This is a genomic window from Enterobacter sp. MGH 16, from assembly GCF_000493175.1.
Taxonomy (GTDB): Bacteria; Pseudomonadota; Gammaproteobacteria; order Enterobacterales; family Enterobacteriaceae; genus Enterobacter; species Enterobacter roggenkampii.
Genome location: NZ_KI535695.1, coordinates 2865858 through 2885423 on the forward strand (window position 1 = coordinate 2865858; position 19566 = coordinate 2885423).

Genomic DNA, 19566 nt, shown 5'->3' on the forward strand with positions numbered 1-19566 from the left:
AAACTCAACCTGACTTTATCGTTATCGATAGCACAGTGAACAAGACGCCATAACGTTACCGCTATGGCGTCAGCTTGTGCTTTGTAGTTATTACAGTTTCGCGCTTACCCAGCTTTCAACGCTGGCTAATGCCGCAGGAAGTGCCGCCGCATCCGTACCACCGGCTTGCGCCATGTCCGGACGACCGCCACCCTTGCCGCCCACCTGCTGAGCGACCATACCAATCAGTTCCCCTGCTTTTACGCGGTCAGTCACATCCTTAGAGACGCCCGCAATCAGAGAAACCTTACCTTCTGCCACTGTCGCCAGCACGATAACGGTAGAACCAAGCTGGTTCTTGAGATCGTCGACCATAGTACGCAGCATCTTAGGCTCAACGCCCGCCAGATCGCTGACCAGCAGTTTGACGCCCTTAATGTCTACAGCCTTGCTGGAGAGGTTTGCACTCTCCTGCGCCGCAGCCTGCTCTTTCAGCTGCTGCAGCTCTTTTTCCAGCTGGCGAGTACGATCCAGCGCAACGCGCACTTTCTCGCCCAGGTTCTGGCTATCGCCTTTCAGAAGCTGCGCGATGTCGTGCAGCTGATCGCTCTGCGCATGCAGGCTGGCAATCGCGCCTTCACCAGTCACCGCTTCAATACGACGCACGCCTGCCGCCGTACCCGACTCGGAAACGATGCGGAACAGGCCGATGTCACCGGTGCGCGAGGCGTGTGTACCGCCGCACAGTTCGGTAGAGAAGTCGCCCATGCTCAGCACGCGAACACGTTCGTCGTATTTCTCGCCAAACAGCGCCATCGCACCTTTTTTCTTCGCGTCTTCGAGATCCATGATGTGGGTCTCGATTGGCAGGTTACGACGGATCTGCGCGTTCACCAGATCTTCCACCGCGCGGATTTCAGACGGCTTCATCGCTTCAAAATGCGAGAAGTCGAAGCGCAGCACTTTGTCGTTAACCAGAGAACCTTTCTGTGCAACGTGGGTACCGAGTACGTCGCGCAGGGCAGCGTGCATCAGGTGGGTTGCCGAGTGGTTCAGACGAATGCGCGCGCGGCGAGCTTCATCAACGTTAGCCTGGACGCCCTCGCCCACTTTCAGAGAACCGGAAACCAGTTTGCCCTGGTGGCCAATCGCCTGACCGTATTTCTGGGTGTCGGTCACGCTGAAGCTAAAGCCATTGCCTTTCAGCTCGCCTTTATCGCCAACCTGGCCGCCGGATTCGGCGTAGAACGGCGTTTTGTCCAGAATGACTACGGCTTCCTGGCCCGCGCTGATGCTGTCTACGGCTTTACCGTCAACAAACAGAGCGGTCACTTTGCCGGTCAGTTCCAGCGCCTCATAGCCTTTGAATTCAGACGCGCTGTCAACGCGGATCATCGCGTTGTAGTCTGCACCGAAACCGCTGGACTCGCGCGCACGACGGCGCTGCTCTTCCATCGCGGCTTCGAAGCCCGCTTCGTCAACTTTAATGTTACGCTCGCGGCAAACGTCCGCCGTCAGGTCAACCGGGAAGCCGTAGGTGTCGTACAGGCGGAAAGCGGTTTCGCCGTCCAGGGTGTCGCCCTTAAGCTTCGCCAGCTCTTCGTCCAGCAGCGCCAGACCGCGCTCCAGCGTACGGGCAAACTGCTCTTCTTCGGTTTTCAGAACCTGCTCAACCTGCGCCTGCTGGCGTTTCAGCTCGTCACCCGCTGACCCCATCACGCCAATCAGTGGCCCAACGAGTTTATAGAAGAAGGTGTCCTTCGCGCCCAGCATGTTGCCGTGACGAATAGCACGACGAATGATACGACGCAGCACATAGCCACGGTTTTCATTCGACGGGATAACGCCGTCGGCAATCAGGAACGCGCAGGAACGAATGTGGTCTGCGATAACGCGCAGCGATTTATTATTCAGGTCGGTCGCGCCGGTGACTTCGGCAACGGCTTTGATCAGAGTGCTGAACAGGTCAATCTCATAGTTGGAGTTAACGTGCTGCAGTACCGCGGCAATACGCTCCAGACCCATACCGGTATCAACGGAAGGCTTCGGCAGCGGCTCCATGGTACCGTCGGCCTGACGGTTGAACTGCATGAAGACGATATTCCAGATCTCAATGTAGCGATCGCCGTCTTCTTCCGGGCTGCCTGGAGGGCCACCCCAGATGTGGTCGCCGTGATCGTAGAAGATCTCGGTGCACGGACCGCAAGGACCGGTGTCACCCATCTGCCAGAAGTTGTCAGACGCGTATGGCGCGCCTTTGTTATCACCGATGCGAATAATACGCTCGCGCGGGATACCGACCTCTTTTTCCCAGATTTCGTAGGCTTCGTCATCGGTTTCATAGACGGTAACCCACAGACGCTCTTTCGGCAGGTTGAACCAGTTTTCACCGGTCAGCAGTTCCCACGCATACTGGATGGCATCGTGTTTGAAGTAGTCGCCGAAGCTGAAGTTACCCAGCATTTCGAAGAAGGTGTGGTGACGCGCGGTGTAACCGACGTTTTCCAGGTCGTTGTGTTTACCGCCCGCACGCACGCAACGCTGTGAGGTTGTGGCGCGGGAATAATTACGCTTGTCGAGACCAAGGAACACATCCTTGAACTGGTTCATCCCGGCGTTGGTAAACAGCAGAGTCGGATCGTTGTTCGGTACCAGGGAGCTGCTGGCAACAACCTGGTGTCCCTTACTATGGAAAAAATCGAGAAACGCCTGACGGATCTCAGCGGTGCTCTTGCTCATAATTATCCTGAAATCAAGCTAACGAAATGTCGTAGCCAGCCTGTATCGGTGAACCGTTGGACAGACCAGCTACTGGAAAAAGTGGGAATAAGATAAGTTTTCTTTAGTGGGAAGTAAAATCCCGCATGCGTTCAATCGGCAAAATTACGCCAGATATCCTGAATATCTTCCATCAGAAAGCCGCGGTAGAGCAAAAAGCGCTGGATTTTGACTTTTTCTGAAAATTCACGCGGCAGCGGTTCGCCGTACTTACGAATGGCCTGCTCTTTTGCCAGCTCGCACCAGTCAATGTCGCACTCGCGCATCGCTTTTTCGATGGACTCCCGGGCCACCCCTTTCTGGTTCAGCTCCTGCCGGATGCGCGCAGGGCCGTAGCCCTTGCGGCCGCGGCTGGCGAGAAAGCGGGAAGCAAAGCGATCGTCGTCCAGGTAATGATGCTCATAGCACCAGGCCACCACGCGGTCGTAGTCTTCCGCCGTGGCATCAATCTCTTCCGGCCCGTTTTTACTCATCACCGGAGCCGACAGCTTCCGCCGCAGCTCCTGCTCACTGTGGTCACGCACGGCCAGGATGCGCACCGCACGATCCAGCAAGCGCGCGTAGGCGGGTCGGCGTGATGTCGGTTCACTCATAAAAAACCTGTAGAATCAGAAATGCAAAAAGGGCCGCATCAGCAGCCCTTCATCTTTACACGAGAGACTTAAAAGTCTTCGTTGGTTTCTTCAGCATCCGCAGCATCGACTACGAAATCAGGTTTGGAGTCCTGGTTGTTCAGCAGAAGCTCGCGCACCTTCTTCTCAATCTCTTTCGCCGCAGCCGGGTTCTCTTTCAGCCAGGAGATAGCATTCGCTTTACCCTGACCAATCTTGTCACCGTTGTAGCTGTACCAGGCGCCCGCTTTTTCAATCAGCTTCTCTTTCACGCCCAGGTCAACCAGTTCACCGTAGAAGTTGATCCCTTCACCGTAGAGGATCTGGAACTCAGCCTGTTTGAACGGTGCAGCGATTTTGTTCTTCACCACCTTCACGCGGGTTTCGCTACCGACGACGTTTTCACCCTCTTTCACCGCACCGATACGGCGGATATCCAGACGGACAGACGCGTAGAATTTCAGGGCGTTACCACCGGTTGTGGTTTCCGGGTTACCGAACATCACACCAATTTTCATACGGATCTGGTTGATGAAGATCAGCAGCGTGTTGGACTGCTTCAGGTTACCGGCCAGCTTACGCATCGCCTGGCTCATCATACGTGCCGCGAGGCCCATGTGAGAGTCGCCGATTTCACCTTCGATTTCCGCTTTTGGCGTCAGTGCGGCAACGGAGTCAACAACGATAACGTCAACCGCACCGGAGCGCGCCAGCGCGTCACAAATTTCCAGGGCCTGCTCACCGGTGTCCGGCTGAGAACACAGCAGGTTGTCGATGTCCACGCCCAGCTTACGCGCATAAACAGGATCCAGCGCGTGCTCGGCATCGATGAACGCACAGGTTTTACCTTCGCGCTGTGCCGCAGCAATCACCTGCAGCGTCAGGGTAGTTTTACCGGAGGATTCTGGCCCGTAGATCTCTACGATACGGCCCATTGGCAGGCCGCCCGCGCCCAGCGCGATATCCAGAGAAAGCGAACCGGTGGAGATCGTTTCCACATCCATGGTACGGTCTTCACCCAGGCGCATGATGGAGCCTTTACCGAATTGCTTTTCGATCTGGCCCAGTGCTGCCGCCAACGCTTTCTGTTTGTTTTCGTCGATAGCCATTATTACTCCTGTCATGCCGGGAGAAGCGACTGTGCTTCACCGTGGATTTCTGTTCTGTTGGTGCAATTATACTGTATGGTCATACAGTATCAAGTGTTTTGTAGAAATTGTTGCCAGAGCGTTTTTAACGCATATTCCGTTGCCTGACGGCGCACGCTTTCGCGATCGCCGCTGAAGCACTCCCGGCGGGTGATCCCTTCCCCTTTAGACGTGGCAAACCCAAACCAGACGGTGCCAACAGGCTTCACGTCGCTGCCGCCGTCCGGCCCCGCGATGCCGCTAATGGAAATCGCGTAATCTGCCCGCGCCGCCTTGAGCGCGCCAATGGCCATTTCAATGACCACCGGTTCACTGACCGCGCCATGCTGTTCCAGCGTGGCTTCACGTACGCCAATCATTTGTGCCTTAGCTTCGTTACTGTAGGTCACAAAACCGCGTTCAAACCAGGCGGAACTGCCGGCAATATCGGTAATCACTTTCGCCACCCAGCCGCCGGTGCAGGATTCCGCGGTGGTCATTGTCGCCCCACGCTGCTTAAGCGCCAGGCCAACGATCTCGCTAAGCTGCATCAATTCATGGTCAGTCATTCTCGCTCCAGGCATCAGAAAAACGTGCTGCACAAGATAGCACTTTCTCGTCAGATGTGGGGATGCGCTTCAGGTTTTACGAGGGGGCTTCAGAAAAAAGCCGGTGCAAACGCACCGGCCGTGGAAGAGGTTATTTCATGCTGTCGGCGAGGGTATTCACATTGTGGCGGAACGCCTTGACGTAGGTGTCTGCCACGCCGCCTTTTGCCGACAAGGCCTCCGGGTAAAGTTCTCCCCCTGGCTGCGCGCCCGTCGCCGAGGCAATCTGCTTCACCAGACGCGGATCGAGCTGGTTTTCCATAAACCAGGTTTTTACGCCGTCGGCTTTGATCTGATTGATGATCTCAGCAACCTGCGCCGCGCTGGCCTCGCTCTCTGAAGAGAGTCCTTGAGGTGCCATGAAGGTTACGCCATAAGCGCGGCTGAAATAGCCGAAGGCGTCATGGCTGGTCAGCACCTTGCGCTTCGCCTGCGGGATCTGGCTAAAGCGCATTTTGGCCCAGCTATCCAGCTGGTTGAGCTGCGTGATATAGGGTTTACCGGAGGCTTCCAGCGCGGCTTTGTCCTGCGGATCGGCTTTCACCAGCCCGTTCAGAATATTTTGTGCATATAACGCCCCGTTCGCCGCGCTGTTCCACGCGTGCGGATCGGTCACGGTCTTTCCATCTTCCTCAAGCGTGTGCGTTTTCACGCCTGTTGAGGCGATGACCAGTTGCCCTTTGAACCCGGAGGCTTTCACCAGGCGGTCAAGCCAGCCCTCCAGCCCCAGACCGTTCACCACCACCACATCGGCCTTGCTCAGCGCCGCGCTGTCCTTCGGCGACGGTTCGAAGGTATGCGGATCGCCGTCCGGCCCCACCAGCGTCGTCACCTTCACATGATCGCCGCCCACCTCCTGGGTGATATCCCCCAGTATCGAGAAGCTGGTGACCACATTCAGCGTTTTCGCCATCACGCCCTGCGACATCATCCCCAGCGCGAGCGCCACTGCCACTACTAGTCCTGTACGTTTCATCGTTTCCCCTTGCGTTAAAAATACGCCCGCAGACTGCCAGCGAGCCTGCTTCGCGTACCCAATAAAATGGAAATAAAGAACTGCGCGCTGGCGGTGAGCACAATGGATGGCCCAGCCGGGAGACTCATCGCCCAGGAGAGGCTCAACCCCAGCCATGCGCAGACAATACCGCTGATGCCCGCCATCAGGAGTAACGCCGGTAGCGTGCGTACCCAGCAGCGTGCCGCCACGGCTGGCAGCATCATCAGACCGACGGCCATCAGCGTGCCGAGCACCTGAAAACCGGCCACCAGGTTAAGAACCAGCAGCGCCAGAAACAGTCCGTGCAGCAGGCCGGGCAGCCAGCGGGCGTTCACCTGTAGCCAGGCGGTGTCAAACGCTTCGGTAACCAGGCCGCGATAAAACATTGCCAGCACGATAAGAGTGAACATGCACACGCCCGTGACAAACAGCGCGGCGTCGTTGTCCACGGCGAGGATGGAGCCAAACAGCAGATGCAGCAGATCGACATTCGACCCACGAAGCGATACCAGCGTGACCCCCAGCGCCAGTGAGCCAAGATAAAACCCGGCAAAGCTGGCATCTTCCTTAAGCGGCGTGCGTCGGCTGACCAGACCGGCCAGCAGCGCCACGGTAATGCCCGCGACAAAACCGCCGATACTCATTGCCAGCAGCGACAGGCCGCTGAGCAGGTATCCCACGGCGACGCCCGGCAAAATAGCGTGAGAAAGGGCATCGCCCATCAGGCTCATCCGGCGCAGCTGGAGGAATACGCCGAGCGCGGTGGTGCTGATAGAAAGCGCCAGGCAAACCACCAGCGCGCGGCGCATAAAGCCGTACTCGATGAACGGCTGGAAGAATGTGTGCCAGATCATGCCACCCTCACCCGCTCGGTTTTCCACTGAGGCACATCAGCATCCAGCCGCAACGTCTGCGGGAAGTGGCGCGACACGCGCTCGCTGTCGTGCAGTACCGCGAGCAGCGTTTGCCCCTGCATATACATCTCCAGCATCACATCCATCAGCACGTTACAGGTGGCTTCATCGATGCCGGTAAAGGGCTCGTCCAGCATCACCAGCGGCGCCTGCTGTACCAGGACGCGGGCAAACAGCATGCGCTGGAACTGGCCGCCGGAGAGCTCATCGATGGTGGATAACGCCATGGATGCCAGCCCGACCCGCTCAAGCGCGCTGGCAATACGCAACCGCGTTTCGCGACGAAACCCGGAAAGCAGCGAAATGCCCGGCCAGCAGCCCATGCTGACGACATCGCGCACGGTCAGCGGAAACTGCGCCTCCAGCGCGTGACGCTGTGCCAGCCAGCCAATCACCGGTCGCTTCCCCTGCCAGCGAAAACCGCCGCTTACGGGTGGGATAAAACCGGCGAGCGTTTTCAGCAGTGTGGATTTGCCGCAGCCGTTGGCCCCAACAATGGCGGTCATGCTGCCGCGTTCAATGACGCCCGAAAGCGCGCGCGTGACGGGCTGGTGGTCGTAACCCGCAACCAGTTCATTCATCACGATCATGGCAATGCCACCGCCCAGCGCACGGCCAGGCCGAGAAAGACGATAAGCACCAGCGCCAGCAAAAGCCGAACCGGCGCAGAAAGAGAGAAAAGGGACGTTGACATCTCGGCACCAATTTAAATGTTATAACATAACAATAATGAAAGGTGGTTAGGATGTAAATGGCAGGGTTGAAAAGGGAGTGTGGCGAAATGTTTCTGCAAAACGCCCTCTCCCGTGGGAGAGGGCAACAGGCCGCACCGTGCGCGCAGCCATGCCGGGTGGCGGCGTTGCCTTACCCGGCCTACCCGTCGGGGTAACTTACTGACTAAACGGTGACGCCGCCGGCACGCGGGCCTGCGATACCGCCAGCCCCAGCTGCCATACGGCCATCGCATAGTGGGTGCTGTGGTTATAGCGGGTGATGGTGTAGAAGTTCGGCAGCCCGTACCAGTACTGATAGCCCGTTCCGACATCGAGACGCAGCAGACTCGCCTGCTGTGCATTGCCCAGCGGCTGCGTTGGCGTTAGGCCTGCCGCGGACAGCTGCGAAATGCTGTAGTTGGTTTTGAAGCCGTTTTCCAGCCCCGGCGCCTGACCGTTCGCCTGCACCGCCACCTGGCCACCCGGCACCCAGCCGTGCGCTTTGAAGTAGTTCGCCACGCTGCCGATGGCATCCACCGGATCCCACAGGTTGATATGGCCATCGCCGTTAAAGTCGACGGCATACTGTTTATAGGAGGACGGCATAAACTGGCCGTAGCCCATCGCGCCGGCAAACGACCCTTTCAGATCGAGCGGATCGTCCTGTTCGTTGCGCGCCATCAGCAGGAAGGTTTCCAGCTCGGAAGAGAAATACTCCGCGCGGCGCGGATAGTTAAAGGAGAGCGTCGCCAGCGCATCCAGAATGCGGGTTTTGCCCATCACGCGGCCCCAGCGGGTTTCCACGCCGATAATTCCGACGATAATTTCAGGCGGCACGCCGTACACCTGCCACGCTCGGTTAAGCGCATCTTCATACTGATTCCAGAACGCCACGCCGTTTTGCACGTTGTCCGGGGTAATGAACTGTTTGCGATAGCGCAGCCACGCCCCGTTTGGCCCGCTCGGCACCTGGGCCGTCGGCGCCTGTCTGTCCATCAGGCGCAGCACGTAGTCCAGACGCTTGGCCTGAGACAAAATTTCGTGCAGCTGCTGTCTGTCAAAGCCGTGCTTGCTCACCATTTTATCGATGAACTGCTCGGCCGCCGGGTTATTCGCGAAGTCGCCGCCCATCTGCATCATATTGTGCTGCGGCTCCAGCAGGAATCCTCCGGAAGGCGCGCCCGCCGTTTGCTGAACGGCTTCGGTCTTAGGTTTGCTACTACAGGCAGACAGCAGAATAAGCGCAGGCAACAGCGCTGCATAACGACGCTTGAACATGAGACATCCATTTAACGGGTTCGATAAGAACCCAGTATGGTAAAGCATCCGCAACACCTCAAGGAAGCGGTACGCACCTCCCCAACGCAAATCCATGCTTTTTTCCCCCGAAAATCATTCACCACGTCAATTATCTTTCAAAATAATCCATTTTTCTTTCATTGCGAGATCTAACTAACACTTTAAAACCTTTCAAAGTGATTATTATTAGCCACAGATAGACAAAAACAAACGCCCTACAGGAGAGAAGAATGATAGAAACCATCACCCACGGCGCCGAGTGGTTCATCGGGCTGTTTCAGAAAGGCGGAGAAGTGTTCACCGGCATGGTGACCGGGATCCTGCCCCTGCTGATCAGCCTGCTGGTGATCATGAACGCGCTGATTAACTTTATCGGCCAGCAGCGCATTGAGCGCTTCGCCCAGCGCTGCGCCGGAAACCCGCTGTCCCGCTACCTGATACTGCCCTTTATCGGCACCTTCGTGTTCTGCAACCCGATGACCTTAAGCCTCGGCCGCTTTATGCCAGAGAAGTACAAGCCGAGCTATTACGCCGCCGCCTCCTACAGCTGCCATTCCATGAACGGCCTGTTCCCGCACATCAACCCCGGCGAGCTGTTCGTTTATCTCGGGATCGCCAGCGGCCTTACCACGCTTGGCCTGCCGCTCGGCCCGCTGGCGGTGAGCTACCTGCTGGTAGGTCTGGTGACCAACTTCTTCCGCGGCTGGGTGACCGACCTCACCACCGCTATTTTCGAGAAAAAAATGGGCATCCAGCTTGAACAGAAAGTCCATCTTTCAGGAGCCACAGCATGAACCGGATCCGCATTGAGAAAGGCACGGGCGGCTGGGGCGGCCCGCTGGAGTTCGACGCCACCGAAGGCAAAAAGATTGTTTACATCACCGCGGGTACCCGCCCGGCGATCGTCGACAGGCTGCGCGAGCTGACGGGCTGGGAAGCGGTCGATGGCTTCAAGGAAGGCGAACCGCCAGAAGCGGAAATTGGCGTGGCGGTGATCGACTGCGGCGGCACGCTGCGCTGCGGCATCTATCCGAAGCGCCGCATTCCGACGGTAAATATTCACTCCACCGGGAAATCCGGCCCGCTGGCGCAGTACATCCTCGAAGACATTTATGTCTCAGGCGTGAAGGAAGACAACATCTCCCTGGTGAAGGGGACGTCTGCGCCGCAAAAAGCGGCCCCGCGCGAGTACGACACCAGCAAGAAAATTACCGAGCAGAGCGACGGCCTGCTGGCAAAGGTCGGGATGGGAATGGGTTCCGCCGTGGCGGTGCTGTTCCAGTCCGGGCGCGACACCATCGACACGGTGCTGAAGACCATCCTGCCGTTTATGGCGTTCGTCTCGGCGCTGATCGGCATCATCATGGCCTCCGGCCTGGGCGACTGGATTGCCCATGGCCTCGCCCCGCTCGCCAGCCACCCGCTTGGGCTGGTGACGCTGGCGCTGATCTGCTCCTTCCCGCTGCTGTCGCCGTTCCTCGGCCCGGGCGCGGTGATTGCTCAGGTCATCGGCGTGCTGATTGGCGTGCAGATTGGTCTGGGGAACATTCCCCCGCACCTCGCCCTGCCCGCCCTGTTTGCCATTAACGCCCAGGCAGCGTGCGACTTTATTCCCGTGGGGCTGTCGCTGGCGGAAGCACGCCAGGACACCGTGCGCGTGGGCGTGCCGTCCGTGCTGGTCAGCCGCTTCCTGACGGGCGCGCCGACGGTGCTGATTGCCTGGTTTGTCTCCGGCTTTATTTATCAATAAGAGGTTCCTGCCATGACCGTGATTTACCAGACCACCATTACCCGCATCGGCCAGAGCGCGGCGGATGCGCTGAGCGACCAGATGCTGATCACCTTTCGCGAAGGGGCGCCTGCGGATATCGAAGAGTTTTGCTTCATCCACTGCCACGGCGAGCTGAACGGTGAGCTAAAGGCCGGGAGCCAGCTGGAGCTGGGCGAGGCGCGCTATGCCGTGACCGCCGTCGGCGACGTCGCTGAACAAAACCTGCGCGAGCTGGGCCACATCACCCTGCGTTTCGACGGCCAGCCGCAGGCGGAATATCCCGGCACGGTTCACGTAGCGGGCCCGGTTCCGCAGGCTGTCACCCCAGGCTGCACGTTAAAATTTGTTGCGTAATTAAGGAGATAGACATGAGTCAGGTTGCCGTTGTCATTGGTGGGGGACAAACCTTAGGCGAGTTCCTCTGCCGTGGGCTTGCCGCTGAGGGTTACCGCGTGGCGGTAGTGGATATTCAGAGTGAAAAGGCCGCCCGCGTGGCGGACACCATCAACACCGAGTTTGGCGAAGGAATGGCGTACGGGTTTGGCGCCGACGCCACCAGCGAGCAGAGCGTGATGGCGCTCGCCCGCGGCGTGGACGACATTTTTGGGCGTACCGACCTGCTGGTTTACAGCGCCGGCATTGCGAAAGCGGCCTTTATCAGCGACTTCGAGCTGGGGGATTTTGACCGCTCGCTGCAGGTCAATCTGGTGGGCTATTTCCTCTGCGCCCGCGAGTTTTCCCGTCTGATGATCCGCGACGGCATTCAGGGGCGCATCATTCAGATCAACTCAAAATCGGGGAAAGTGGGCAGCAAGCACAACTCCGGCTACAGCGCGGCGAAGTTTGGCGGCGTGGGGCTGACGCAGTCTCTGGCGCTGGATCTGGCCGAATACGGCATTACCGTCCACTCGCTGATGCTGGGCAATCTGCTGAAATCGCCGATGTTCCAGTCCCTGCTGCCGCAGTACGCCACCAAGCTCGGTATTAAAGCGGAAGAAGTGGAGCAGTACTACATCGATAAAGTGCCGCTCAAGCGCGGGTGCGACTATCAGGACGTGCTGAACATGCTGCTGTTTTACGCCAGCCCGAAAGCCTCGTACTGCACCGGACAGTCGATTAACGTCACCGGTGGGCAGGTGATGTTCTGAGTTCATTCCCCGGTGGCGCTGCGCTTACCGGGGCTACAATCCCCGTAGGCCAGGTAAGGCGCAGCCGCCACCCGGCAATTAAAGGAGCCGATATGGTCACCGCACTCATCACCGTCGCCGCCCTCGCCTGGCTCTGCCAGATGGCGTTTGGCGGCTGGCAAATCCATCGGTTTAACCGCGCGTTTGACGCCCTGTGCCAGAAAGGCCGCGTGGGCGTCGGGCGTTCCGGTGGACGTTTCAAGCCGCGGGTCGTCGTCGCTGTTGCGCTGGATGAAAACAATAAGGTCTGCGATTCCCTCATCATGCGCGGCATGACCGTCTTTGCCCGTCCGGTGAAAATCCAGGCAATCAACGGCATTTCGCTGCAGGAATTGCAGCCCGATGTGATCTTTCCCCATGATCCACTTTGTCAGAATGCACTATCATTAGCGCTTAATCTGAAACATGGATAATTTCGTTGTGAAAGATATAGACTTGCGAAATTATCATTTCGCAACCTAAGGAACGAAGCGCCTATGAAACCTCGTCAGCGGCAGGCGGCCATTCTCGAGCATCTGCAAAAGCAGGGAAAATGCTCGGTAGAGGATCTGGCCCACTACTTTGACACCACCGGCACGACGATACGCAAGGACCTCGTATTGCTCGAAAACTCTGGCGCCGTCATTCGAACCTACGGCGGCGTGGTGCTCAATAAAGACGAAGCGGACCCGCCTATCGACCACAAAACGCTGATCAATACCCACCAGAAAGCGCTGATTGCCGAAGCCGCCGTAAAATTTATCCACGATGGCGACTCGATCATTCTGGATGCAGGCAGTACCGTCCTGCAGATGATCCCCCTGCTCAGCCGCTTTAACAACATCACGGTGATGACCAACAGCCTGCACATCGTCAACGCCCTGTCGGAGAACGACTGCGAGCAGACCATCCTGATGCCCGGCGGCACCTTCCGTAAAAAATCCGCGTCGTTCCACGGGCAGCTGGCGGAGAACGCCTTCGACCACTTCAGCTTCGATAAACTGTTTATGGGTACCGACGGCATCGACCTGAACGCGGGCGTCACGACGTTTAACGAGGTGTTCAGCGTCAGTAAAGCCATGTGCAACGCCGCGCGGGAAGTGATTCTGATGGCGGACTCGTCGAAGTTTGGCCGCAAAAGCCCCAACATTGTCTGTAGCCTTGAAAGCGTTGATAAGCTGATTACCGACGCGGGTATCGACCCGGCGTTCAAAAAAGCGCTGGAAGAGAAAGGCATCGACGTGATCGTAACCGGAGAGAGAGATGAGTGATTTTCTGTTAGAAACGGGCCGCCAGACGCTGATGCTGGAGCTGCAGGAAGCCAGCCGCCTGCCGGAACGTCTGGGCGAGGATTTTGTCCGCGCGGCCAACACCATTATCCACTGCGAAGGCAAAGTGATCGTGGCGGGCATCGGTAAATCCGGCCATATCGGCAAAAAGATTGCCGCGACGCTGGCCAGCACCGGCACCCCGGCCTTCTTCGTGCACCCTGCCGAAGCGCTGCACGGCGATCTGGGAATGATTGAAAGCCGCGACGTGATGCTGTTTATCTCCTACTCCGGTTCGGCGAAAGAGCTGGATCTCATTATTCCACGCCTGCAGGAAAAATCGGTCGCCCTGCTGGCGATGACCGGGAAATCCCGCTCGCCCCTGGCGCTGGCCGCCAAGGCAACGCTGGATATTTCCGTTGAGCGTGAAGCCTGTCCGATGCACCTCGCCCCCACTTCCAGCACCGTGAATACCCTGATGATGGGCGACGCGCTGGCGATGGCGGTAATGCAGGCGCGCGGGTTTAACGAAGAAGATTTCGCCCGCTCGCATCCGGCGGGTGCGCTCGGGGCGCGCCTGCTCAACAAGGTCCACCACCTGATGCGCACAGAAGATGCGATTCCACAGGTCAAACTCAATACCAGCGTCATGGACGCGATGCTGGAGCTGAGCCGTACCGGTCTGGGGCTGGTGGCGGTGTGCGATGACGACGGATACGTCAAAGGCGTGTTCACCGACGGCGACCTGCGCCGCTGGCTGGTGGGCGGCGGTAAGCTGGAAACAGACGTGTCGGACGCCATGACCCAGGGCGGGCTGACGCTGAACGCCGAGAGCCGCGCCATTGAAGCCAAAGAGGTGCTGATGAAGCGCAAAATCACCGCCGCACCGGTGGTGGATGACACCGGCAGGCTGTGCGGTGCCATCAACCTGCAGGATTTCTATCAGGCCGGGATTATCTAACCCTTCAGCCCGAGACGCTTCGCCAGCCGGTGCAGGTTGGCGACGTCCATCTCCAGCGCCCGGGCGCACGCCGCCCAGTTGCGGTTGTTCTGCTCCAGCGCGCGGGTAATCATCTGACGCTGAAACGCCTCTGTCGCGTCACGCAGATTTTCATGCGCTCTCTCTGGTACAGCCTGCGCAATAGACGCAATTTCATCATGCTGCGCAAAATGCCGGGCATGTATAACCACTTCATCACCCGAACGCGTCGCTCGCGCCAGCACCACCGCGCGGTGAATCGCGTGTTCCAGCTCGCGCACGTTGCCCGGCCAGCCGTAGCTCAGCAGATGCGCCCTCGCCCCCGGGCTTAACACCACGCGGGAAAGCCCCATCCTGAGACGGCACTGCTCGCAGAAATAGCCCGCCAGCAGCACCACGTCGTCCCCGCGCTCGCGCAGCGGCGGCACGGTAAGCGGAAACACGCTCAGGCGGTGGAACAGGTCAGCGCGGAAGTTTCCGGCAAGCACCGCTTCACGCAGGTCGCGGTTGGTCGCCGCCAGCACGCGCACATCCACTCTCAAGCTGCGGTCATCCCCCACGCGCTGGATATCGCCGTACTGCAATACGCGCAGAAGTTTGGCCTGGAGCGACAGAGAGAGCTCGCCAATTTCATCCAGAAACAGCGTGCCGTTATCGGCCATTTCGAACTTGCCGCTGCGGTTGCTGATGGCGCCGGTAAACGCCCCTTTGACGTGGCCAAACAATTCGCTTTCCGCCACGCTTTCCGGCAGCGCGGCGCAGTTGAGGTACACCAGCGGATTGACCGCGCGCGGCGACGCTTCGTGAATCGACTTCGCCACCAGCTCCTTACCGGTGCCGGTCTCCCCGAAGATCAGCACGTTCAAATCGGAGGCGGCAACAATCTCAATCTCTTTTTTGAGCTGCGCCATGCCCGGAGAGAGGCCAATCATCTCCGTGTGCGTCACCTGCTCAAACGCCGCCGGGCTGCCGGGAGAAATATTCTGACTCTCCAGCTGTTCAATCAGCAGCGCATTGTTCAGCGCCCCGGCGGCCAGGGCGGCAATCAGGCGAAGCTCCTCATCGCTGAAGGTATCGAACTGGTCCGGCGACAAGCCGTCGAGGGTTAACGCGCCAATCAGATTCTGCCCGGCAAACAGCGGCAAGCCAATACAGGCGTGCACCTTCAGGCTCTCCTGGCCTGGAATCAGCCCGTCGTACGGGTCGGGCAGATCGCTGTCCGCCGGGAAACGCACCACGTCACCCGCGCGGGCGATGGTCTCCAGACGCGGATGGCCTTCAAGGGTAAAGCGCCGCCCGAGCACGTCCTTCGCCAGGCCGTCGATGGCCAGGGGAATAAACTGCCGCCCCTCGTAGCGCAGCAGCGCCGAGGCGTCGCACGCCAGCACGTGGCGCAGCGTGGAGATCAGCCGCTGGAAGCGGTCCTGATGACCAATACCGGTTTGCAGTTCAATGGCGATTTTCGCCAGCACGTCTACGGAAAAGCTCATCTCTGCCTCACTGTCATTTTGACAATGCATGTTGTCATAGTGACACTGTTTTTAATAGTCATAATGACTACCCACTTCGGATTATCAAAGTATTAACCTATAAAAATCAATATATTAAAAGTTGGCACGCGGCTTGATATAAGCAAACCATCCTATTTGAAAAACGCGATATTACGCTGAGGTTTGCTATGTCTATTCTGGTTAAAAATAACATTCATTGGGTGGGTCAACGTGACTGGGAAGTGCGCGATTTCCACGGGACGGAATATAAAACGCTGCGCGGCAGCAGCTACAACAGCTATCTCATTCGTGAAGGTAAAAATGTGCTGATCGATACCGTCGATCACAAGTTCAGCCGCGAGTTCGTGCAGAACCTGCGCAGCGAAATCGATCTGAACGCCATCGACTACATCATCGTCAACCACGCGGAGGAGGATCACGCCGGGGCCCTGACCGAGCTGATGTCGTATATTCCGGACACCCCGATTTACTGTACCACCAACGCCATCGACTCGATCAACGGTCACCACCACCATCCGGAGTGGAACTTCCACACCGTGAAAACGGGCGACGCGCTGGATATCGGCAACGGCAAGCAGCTGATCTTCGTGGAAACGCCCATGCTGCACTGGCCGGACAGCATGATGACCTACATGACCGGCGACGCGGTGCTGTTCAGCAACGACGCCTTCGGCCAGCACTACTGCGACGAACGCCTGTTCAATGACGAGGTGGATCAGACCGAGCTGTTCGAACAGTGCCAGCGGTACTACGCAAATATCCTGACTCCGTTCAGCCGTCTGGTGACGCCTAAAATCACCGAGATCCTCGGCTTTAACCTGCCGGTGGAGATGATTGCCACCTCCCACGGCGTGGTGTGGCGTGAAAACCCCACCCAGATCGTGGAGCTGTACCTGAAGTGGGCGGCGGATTATCAGGAAGATCGCATCACGATCTTCTACGACACCATGTCCAACAACACCCGCATGATGGCGGACGCCATTGCCCAGGGCATCAACGAAGTGGACCCGAACGTGGCGGTGAAAATCTTCAACGTGGCGCGCAGCGATAAAAACGAGATCCTCACCAACGTTTTCCGCTCAAAAGGGGTGCTGGTGGGTACGTCCACCATGAACAACGTGATGATGCCGAAGATTGCCGGTCTGGTCGAAGAGATGACCGGCCTGCGTTTTCGCAACAAGCGCGCCAGCGCCTTTGGCTCCCACGGCTGGAGCGGCGGTGCGGTCGACCGCCTTTCCACCCGTTTACAGGATGCAGGGTTTGAGATGTCGATGAGCCTGAAAGCGAAATGGCGGCCGGATATCGACGCCCTGGAAATCTGCCGCCAGCACGGCCGCGACATCGCCCGTCAGTGGGCGCTCGCACCGCTGCCGGAAACCGCCCCCGCCGCGGCGGTTGCGCCGGAAGCCGTAGCTGAAGCCGCCGCTGCCGACCTCGGTCCTTGCATGCAGTGCAGCGTGTGCCAGTGGATTTACGACCCGGAACGGGGCGAGCCGCTGCAGGATGTCGCGCCGGGCACGCCGTGGAGCGAGGTGCCGGACACCTTCCTCTGCCCGGAATGTTCCCTCGGGAAAGACGTCTTTGATGAACTGGCAACGGAGGCAAAATGAGCCACGGCATCGTCATTATCGGCTCGGGCTTTGCCGCCCGCCAGCTGGTGAAAAATATCCGCAAGCAGGACGCTAACGTGCCGCTGACGCTGATCGCCGCCGACAGCATGGACGAGTACAACAAGCCTGATTTAAGCCACGTCATTAGCCAGAACCAGCGCGCAGACGATCTCACCCGCCAGACGGCGGGGGCGTTCGCAGAACAGTTTAACCTGCGTCTGTTTCCGTACACCTGGGTCACCGATATCGACGCCAACGCCCATCTGGTGAAAGCGAAAGATAAAACCTGGCAGTACGACAAGCTGGTGCTGGCCACGGGTGCCTCCGCGTTTGTGCCGCCGGTTGAGGGCCGCGAGCTGATGGTCACGCTCAACAGCCAGCAGGCGTATCAGGCCAGCGAAACGGAGCTTCGCGACGCCACGCGGGTGATGATTGTCGGCGGCGGGCTGATCGGCACCGAGCTGGCGATGGATTTCTGCCGTGCGGGTAAATCCGTCACCCTGGTCGACCACGCGGCGAGCATTCTGTCAGCGCTGATGCCCGCGGAAGTGAGCAGTCGCTTACAGCATCGTCTGACCGACATGGGCGTGCATCTGCTGCTGAAATCGCAGCTGCAGAGCCTGAGCAAAACCGGCAGCGGCATACGTGCGACGCTCGACCGCAGCCGCAGCGTGGAGGTGGATGTGGTGATTGCGGCGACGGGGCTGCGCCCGGAAACGGCGCTGGCGCACCGCGCAGGCGCCGAAATCAACCGCGGCGTGAAGGTAGACTGCTATCTGCAAACCACCCAGCCGGACATGTATGCCCTGGGCGACTGCGCGGAAATTAACGGCCAGGTGCTGCCGTTCCTGCAACCGATTCAGTTAAGCGCCATGTGCCTGGCGAAAAACCTGCTCGGCGGCAACGCCCCGGTGAAATTACCCGCCATGCTGGTCAAAGTGAAAACGCCGGAATTGCCGCTGCATCTCGCAGGTGAAACGCAGCGTCAGGATCTGGACTGGCAGATTGCCCTTTCGCCGCAGGGCATGGTGGCGCGCGGCACCGATACCGACGGTCAGATGCGCGCCTTTGTCGTCAGTGAGGACAGGATGAAGGAGGCCTTCGCCCTGCTGAAATCGCTCCCTGCTTAACCCTCCTGTTGCCGGGTGGCGCTCCGCTTACCCGGCCTACATGCAGACCCGTGCAAGCGGAGCGCCACCGGACTGGGTCGTTCAGGAACGTACCACCAGCGCGTCGTAGCCGCGCCAGCGGTAATTCGCCATGGAGATCAGCCAGCAGGCGACAAACAGACCCACGACGACAAACCCGGCGTTGCCCAGATTGTCGTTTACCGCGCCAATCAGATCCCAGAGGCCGCCGCTGAGGGCAAATTTATCCATCAGCAGACCCAGCGCTTCCAGCCCGCCGATAAACAGCGCCACCACCACGGAGGTGCCGGTGATGGTCATGTTGTAGTAAAGCTTGCGCTGCGGTTTGTTAAACGCCCAGCCGTAGGCACCCACCATCAGCAGGTTGTCGAGGGTATCCACCAGCGCCATGCCGCTGGCGAAGAGTGCCGGGAAGATCATGATTGACCACACCGACATTCCGCTGGACGCGCTGGCGGCAGAGATCCCCAGCACGCCGATCTCGGTGGCCGTATCAAAGCCGAGACCAAACAGGAAACCGACCAGGTACATCTGCCAGCTTTTATTGACGAGGCGGAAGGTCTTGCCAAACAGCCAGTTCATCACCCCGCCCTGAGCCGGTAGCGTGATGTCGTCCTGCACGGGCCTGCCGCGTTTTAGCGCCTGAAAATTGCGCCAGACGCCGCGCAGGATCACCATATTCACCAGCGCCATCGCCAGCAGGAAGGTCGCGGAAACGGCGGTACCAATCAGGCTGCCGGTTTCGTGGAACCACGCCATGTTCTTCTGAAACGCCGTGGCGGTAGCGGCGATGGCAATGGAGGCCAGCACCACGATGGTGGAGTGGCCCAGCGAGAACCACGCCCCCACGCCGGACGGGCGTTTGCCCTGCTGCATCATCTTACGCGTCACGGTATCAATGGCGGCAATGTGGTCAGCGTCCACCGCATGACGCAGTCCGTAGCACCACGCCAGCAGGCTTGCCGCCATCAGCGCCGTGCTGCCGCTAAAGGTGTGCCATGCCCATCCCCAGGCCAGCAGGTTTGCCATTACCAGAGCCAGCAGCAGGAGCGCGGCGCGAGGTTCATTGCGTAACAGTCGTAACATT

The 19566-nt window shown here is 58.8% G+C and carries 19 protein-coding genes; 9 read left to right on the forward strand and 10 right to left on the reverse strand.

Annotation, left to right across the window (positions count from 1 at the left end; translation table 11 throughout):
* Nucleotides 1–90 precede the first annotated feature (90 nt).
* From alaS to mltB, 8 genes are all read right to left on the reverse strand, one after another.
* Nucleotides 91–2718 carry an alanine--tRNA ligase gene (gene alaS / locus L362_RS09390; RefSeq protein WP_008499543.1) on the reverse strand — a complete coding sequence of 876 codons (2628 nt, stop codon included), beginning with the start codon at nt 2716–2718 and terminating at the stop codon, nt 91–93.
* A 131-nt stretch (nt 2719–2849) separates the two neighbouring features.
* Nucleotides 2850–3350, reverse strand: a complete 501-nt coding sequence (gene recX / locus L362_RS09385; protein WP_008499544.1) for a recombination regulator RecX — start codon at nt 3348–3350, stop codon at nt 2850–2852.
* Nucleotides 3351–3418: 68 nt separating this feature from the next.
* Nucleotides 3419–4477, reverse strand: coding sequence for a recombinase RecA (gene recA / locus L362_RS09380; protein ID WP_008499546.1), 1059 nt, complete (start codon nt 4475–4477; stop codon nt 3419–3421).
* 89 nt (nt 4478–4566) lie between these two features.
* Entirely contained in the window at nt 4567–5064 is a 498-nt protein-coding gene (gene pncC / locus L362_RS09375) for a nicotinamide-nucleotide amidase (protein ID WP_008499547.1), read from the reverse strand.
* Between the two features lie 130 nt (nt 5065–5194).
* On the reverse strand, nt 5195–6079 hold the full coding sequence (locus L362_RS09370) for a metal ABC transporter substrate-binding protein (RefSeq protein ID WP_032637844.1): 885 nt from the start codon (nt 6077–6079) through the stop codon (nt 5195–5197).
* A gap of 14 nt (nt 6080–6093) precedes the next feature.
* Nucleotides 6094–6954: a metal ABC transporter permease gene (locus tag L362_RS09365; RefSeq protein ID WP_008499549.1), complete on the reverse strand. Its 861-nt coding sequence runs from the start codon at nt 6952–6954 to the stop codon at nt 6094–6096.
* Entirely contained in the window at nt 6951–7604 is a 654-nt protein-coding gene (locus L362_RS09360; RefSeq protein WP_023344785.1) for a metal ABC transporter ATP-binding protein, read from the reverse strand. The genes L362_RS09365 and L362_RS09360 overlap by 4 nt, the downstream gene beginning before the upstream one ends.
* 300 nt (nt 7605–7904) lie before the next feature.
* The gene (mltB, locus tag L362_RS09355) at nt 7905–9005 is read right to left on the reverse strand and encodes a lytic murein transglycosylase B (RefSeq protein ID WP_008499552.1); all 1101 of its coding nucleotides are present in this window, start codon (nt 9003–9005) and stop codon (nt 7905–7907) included.
* Nucleotides 9006–9256: 251 nt separating this feature from the next.
* Between mltB and srlA the strand changes: the two genes are divergently transcribed.
* From srlA to gutQ, 7 genes are all read left to right on the forward strand, one after another.
* Nucleotides 9257–9820 (forward strand): PTS glucitol/sorbitol transporter subunit IIC, encoded by a 564-nt coding sequence (gene srlA / locus L362_RS09350; protein ID WP_003862164.1) that lies wholly within the window; start codon nt 9257–9259, stop codon nt 9818–9820.
* Nucleotides 9817–10776 (forward strand): PTS glucitol/sorbitol transporter subunit IIB, encoded by a 960-nt coding sequence (locus L362_RS09345; protein WP_023344788.1) that lies wholly within the window; start codon nt 9817–9819, stop codon nt 10774–10776. The genes srlA and L362_RS09345 overlap by 4 nt, the downstream gene beginning before the upstream one ends.
* A gap of 12 nt (nt 10777–10788) precedes the next feature.
* Nucleotides 10789–11151, forward strand: coding sequence for a PTS glucitol/sorbitol transporter subunit IIA (gene srlB / locus L362_RS09340; protein WP_008499554.1), 363 nt, complete (start codon nt 10789–10791; stop codon nt 11149–11151).
* Nucleotides 11152–11165: 14 nt separating this feature from the next.
* On the forward strand, nt 11166–11945 hold the full coding sequence (srlD, locus tag L362_RS09335; RefSeq protein ID WP_008499555.1) for a sorbitol-6-phosphate dehydrogenase: 780 nt from the start codon (nt 11166–11168) through the stop codon (nt 11943–11945).
* A 92-nt stretch (nt 11946–12037) separates the two neighbouring features.
* Nucleotides 12038–12397 (forward strand): transcriptional regulator GutM, encoded by a 360-nt coding sequence (gutM, locus tag L362_RS09330; protein WP_008499556.1) that lies wholly within the window; start codon nt 12038–12040, stop codon nt 12395–12397.
* 63 nt (nt 12398–12460) lie between these two features.
* Nucleotides 12461–13234 (forward strand): glucitol operon DNA-binding transcriptional repressor SrlR, encoded by a 774-nt coding sequence (locus L362_RS09325; RefSeq protein ID WP_008499558.1) that lies wholly within the window; start codon nt 12461–12463, stop codon nt 13232–13234.
* Entirely contained in the window at nt 13227–14192 is a 966-nt protein-coding gene (gutQ, locus tag L362_RS09320) for an arabinose-5-phosphate isomerase GutQ (RefSeq protein WP_021241948.1), read from the forward strand. The genes L362_RS09325 and gutQ overlap by 8 nt, the downstream gene beginning before the upstream one ends.
* Here the strand turns inward: gutQ and norR are convergent.
* Entirely contained in the window at nt 14189–15700 is a 1512-nt protein-coding gene (gene norR, locus L362_RS09315; RefSeq protein ID WP_023344789.1) for a nitric oxide reductase transcriptional regulator NorR, read from the reverse strand. The genes gutQ and norR overlap by 4 nt on opposite strands.
* 188 nt (nt 15701–15888) lie before the next feature.
* Here norR and norV point away from each other — a divergent pair, with 188 nt between their 5' ends.
* Complete coding sequence (gene norV, locus L362_RS09310; RefSeq protein WP_021241946.1) at nt 15889–17331, forward strand: anaerobic nitric oxide reductase flavorubredoxin; 1443 nt, start codon at nt 15889–15891, stop codon at nt 17329–17331.
* On the forward strand, nt 17328–18461 hold the full coding sequence (gene norW / locus L362_RS09305; RefSeq protein WP_023344790.1) for an NADH:flavorubredoxin reductase NorW: 1134 nt from the start codon (nt 17328–17330) through the stop codon (nt 18459–18461). The genes norV and norW overlap by 4 nt, the downstream gene beginning before the upstream one ends.
* A gap of 81 nt (nt 18462–18542) precedes the next feature.
* Here norW and L362_RS09300 read toward each other — a convergent pair whose 3' ends face one another.
* Nucleotides 18543–19565: a HoxN/HupN/NixA family nickel/cobalt transporter gene (locus L362_RS09300; protein WP_023325958.1), complete on the reverse strand. Its 1023-nt coding sequence runs from the start codon at nt 19563–19565 to the stop codon at nt 18543–18545.
* Between the last annotated feature and the right edge of the window lies 1 nt (nt 19566).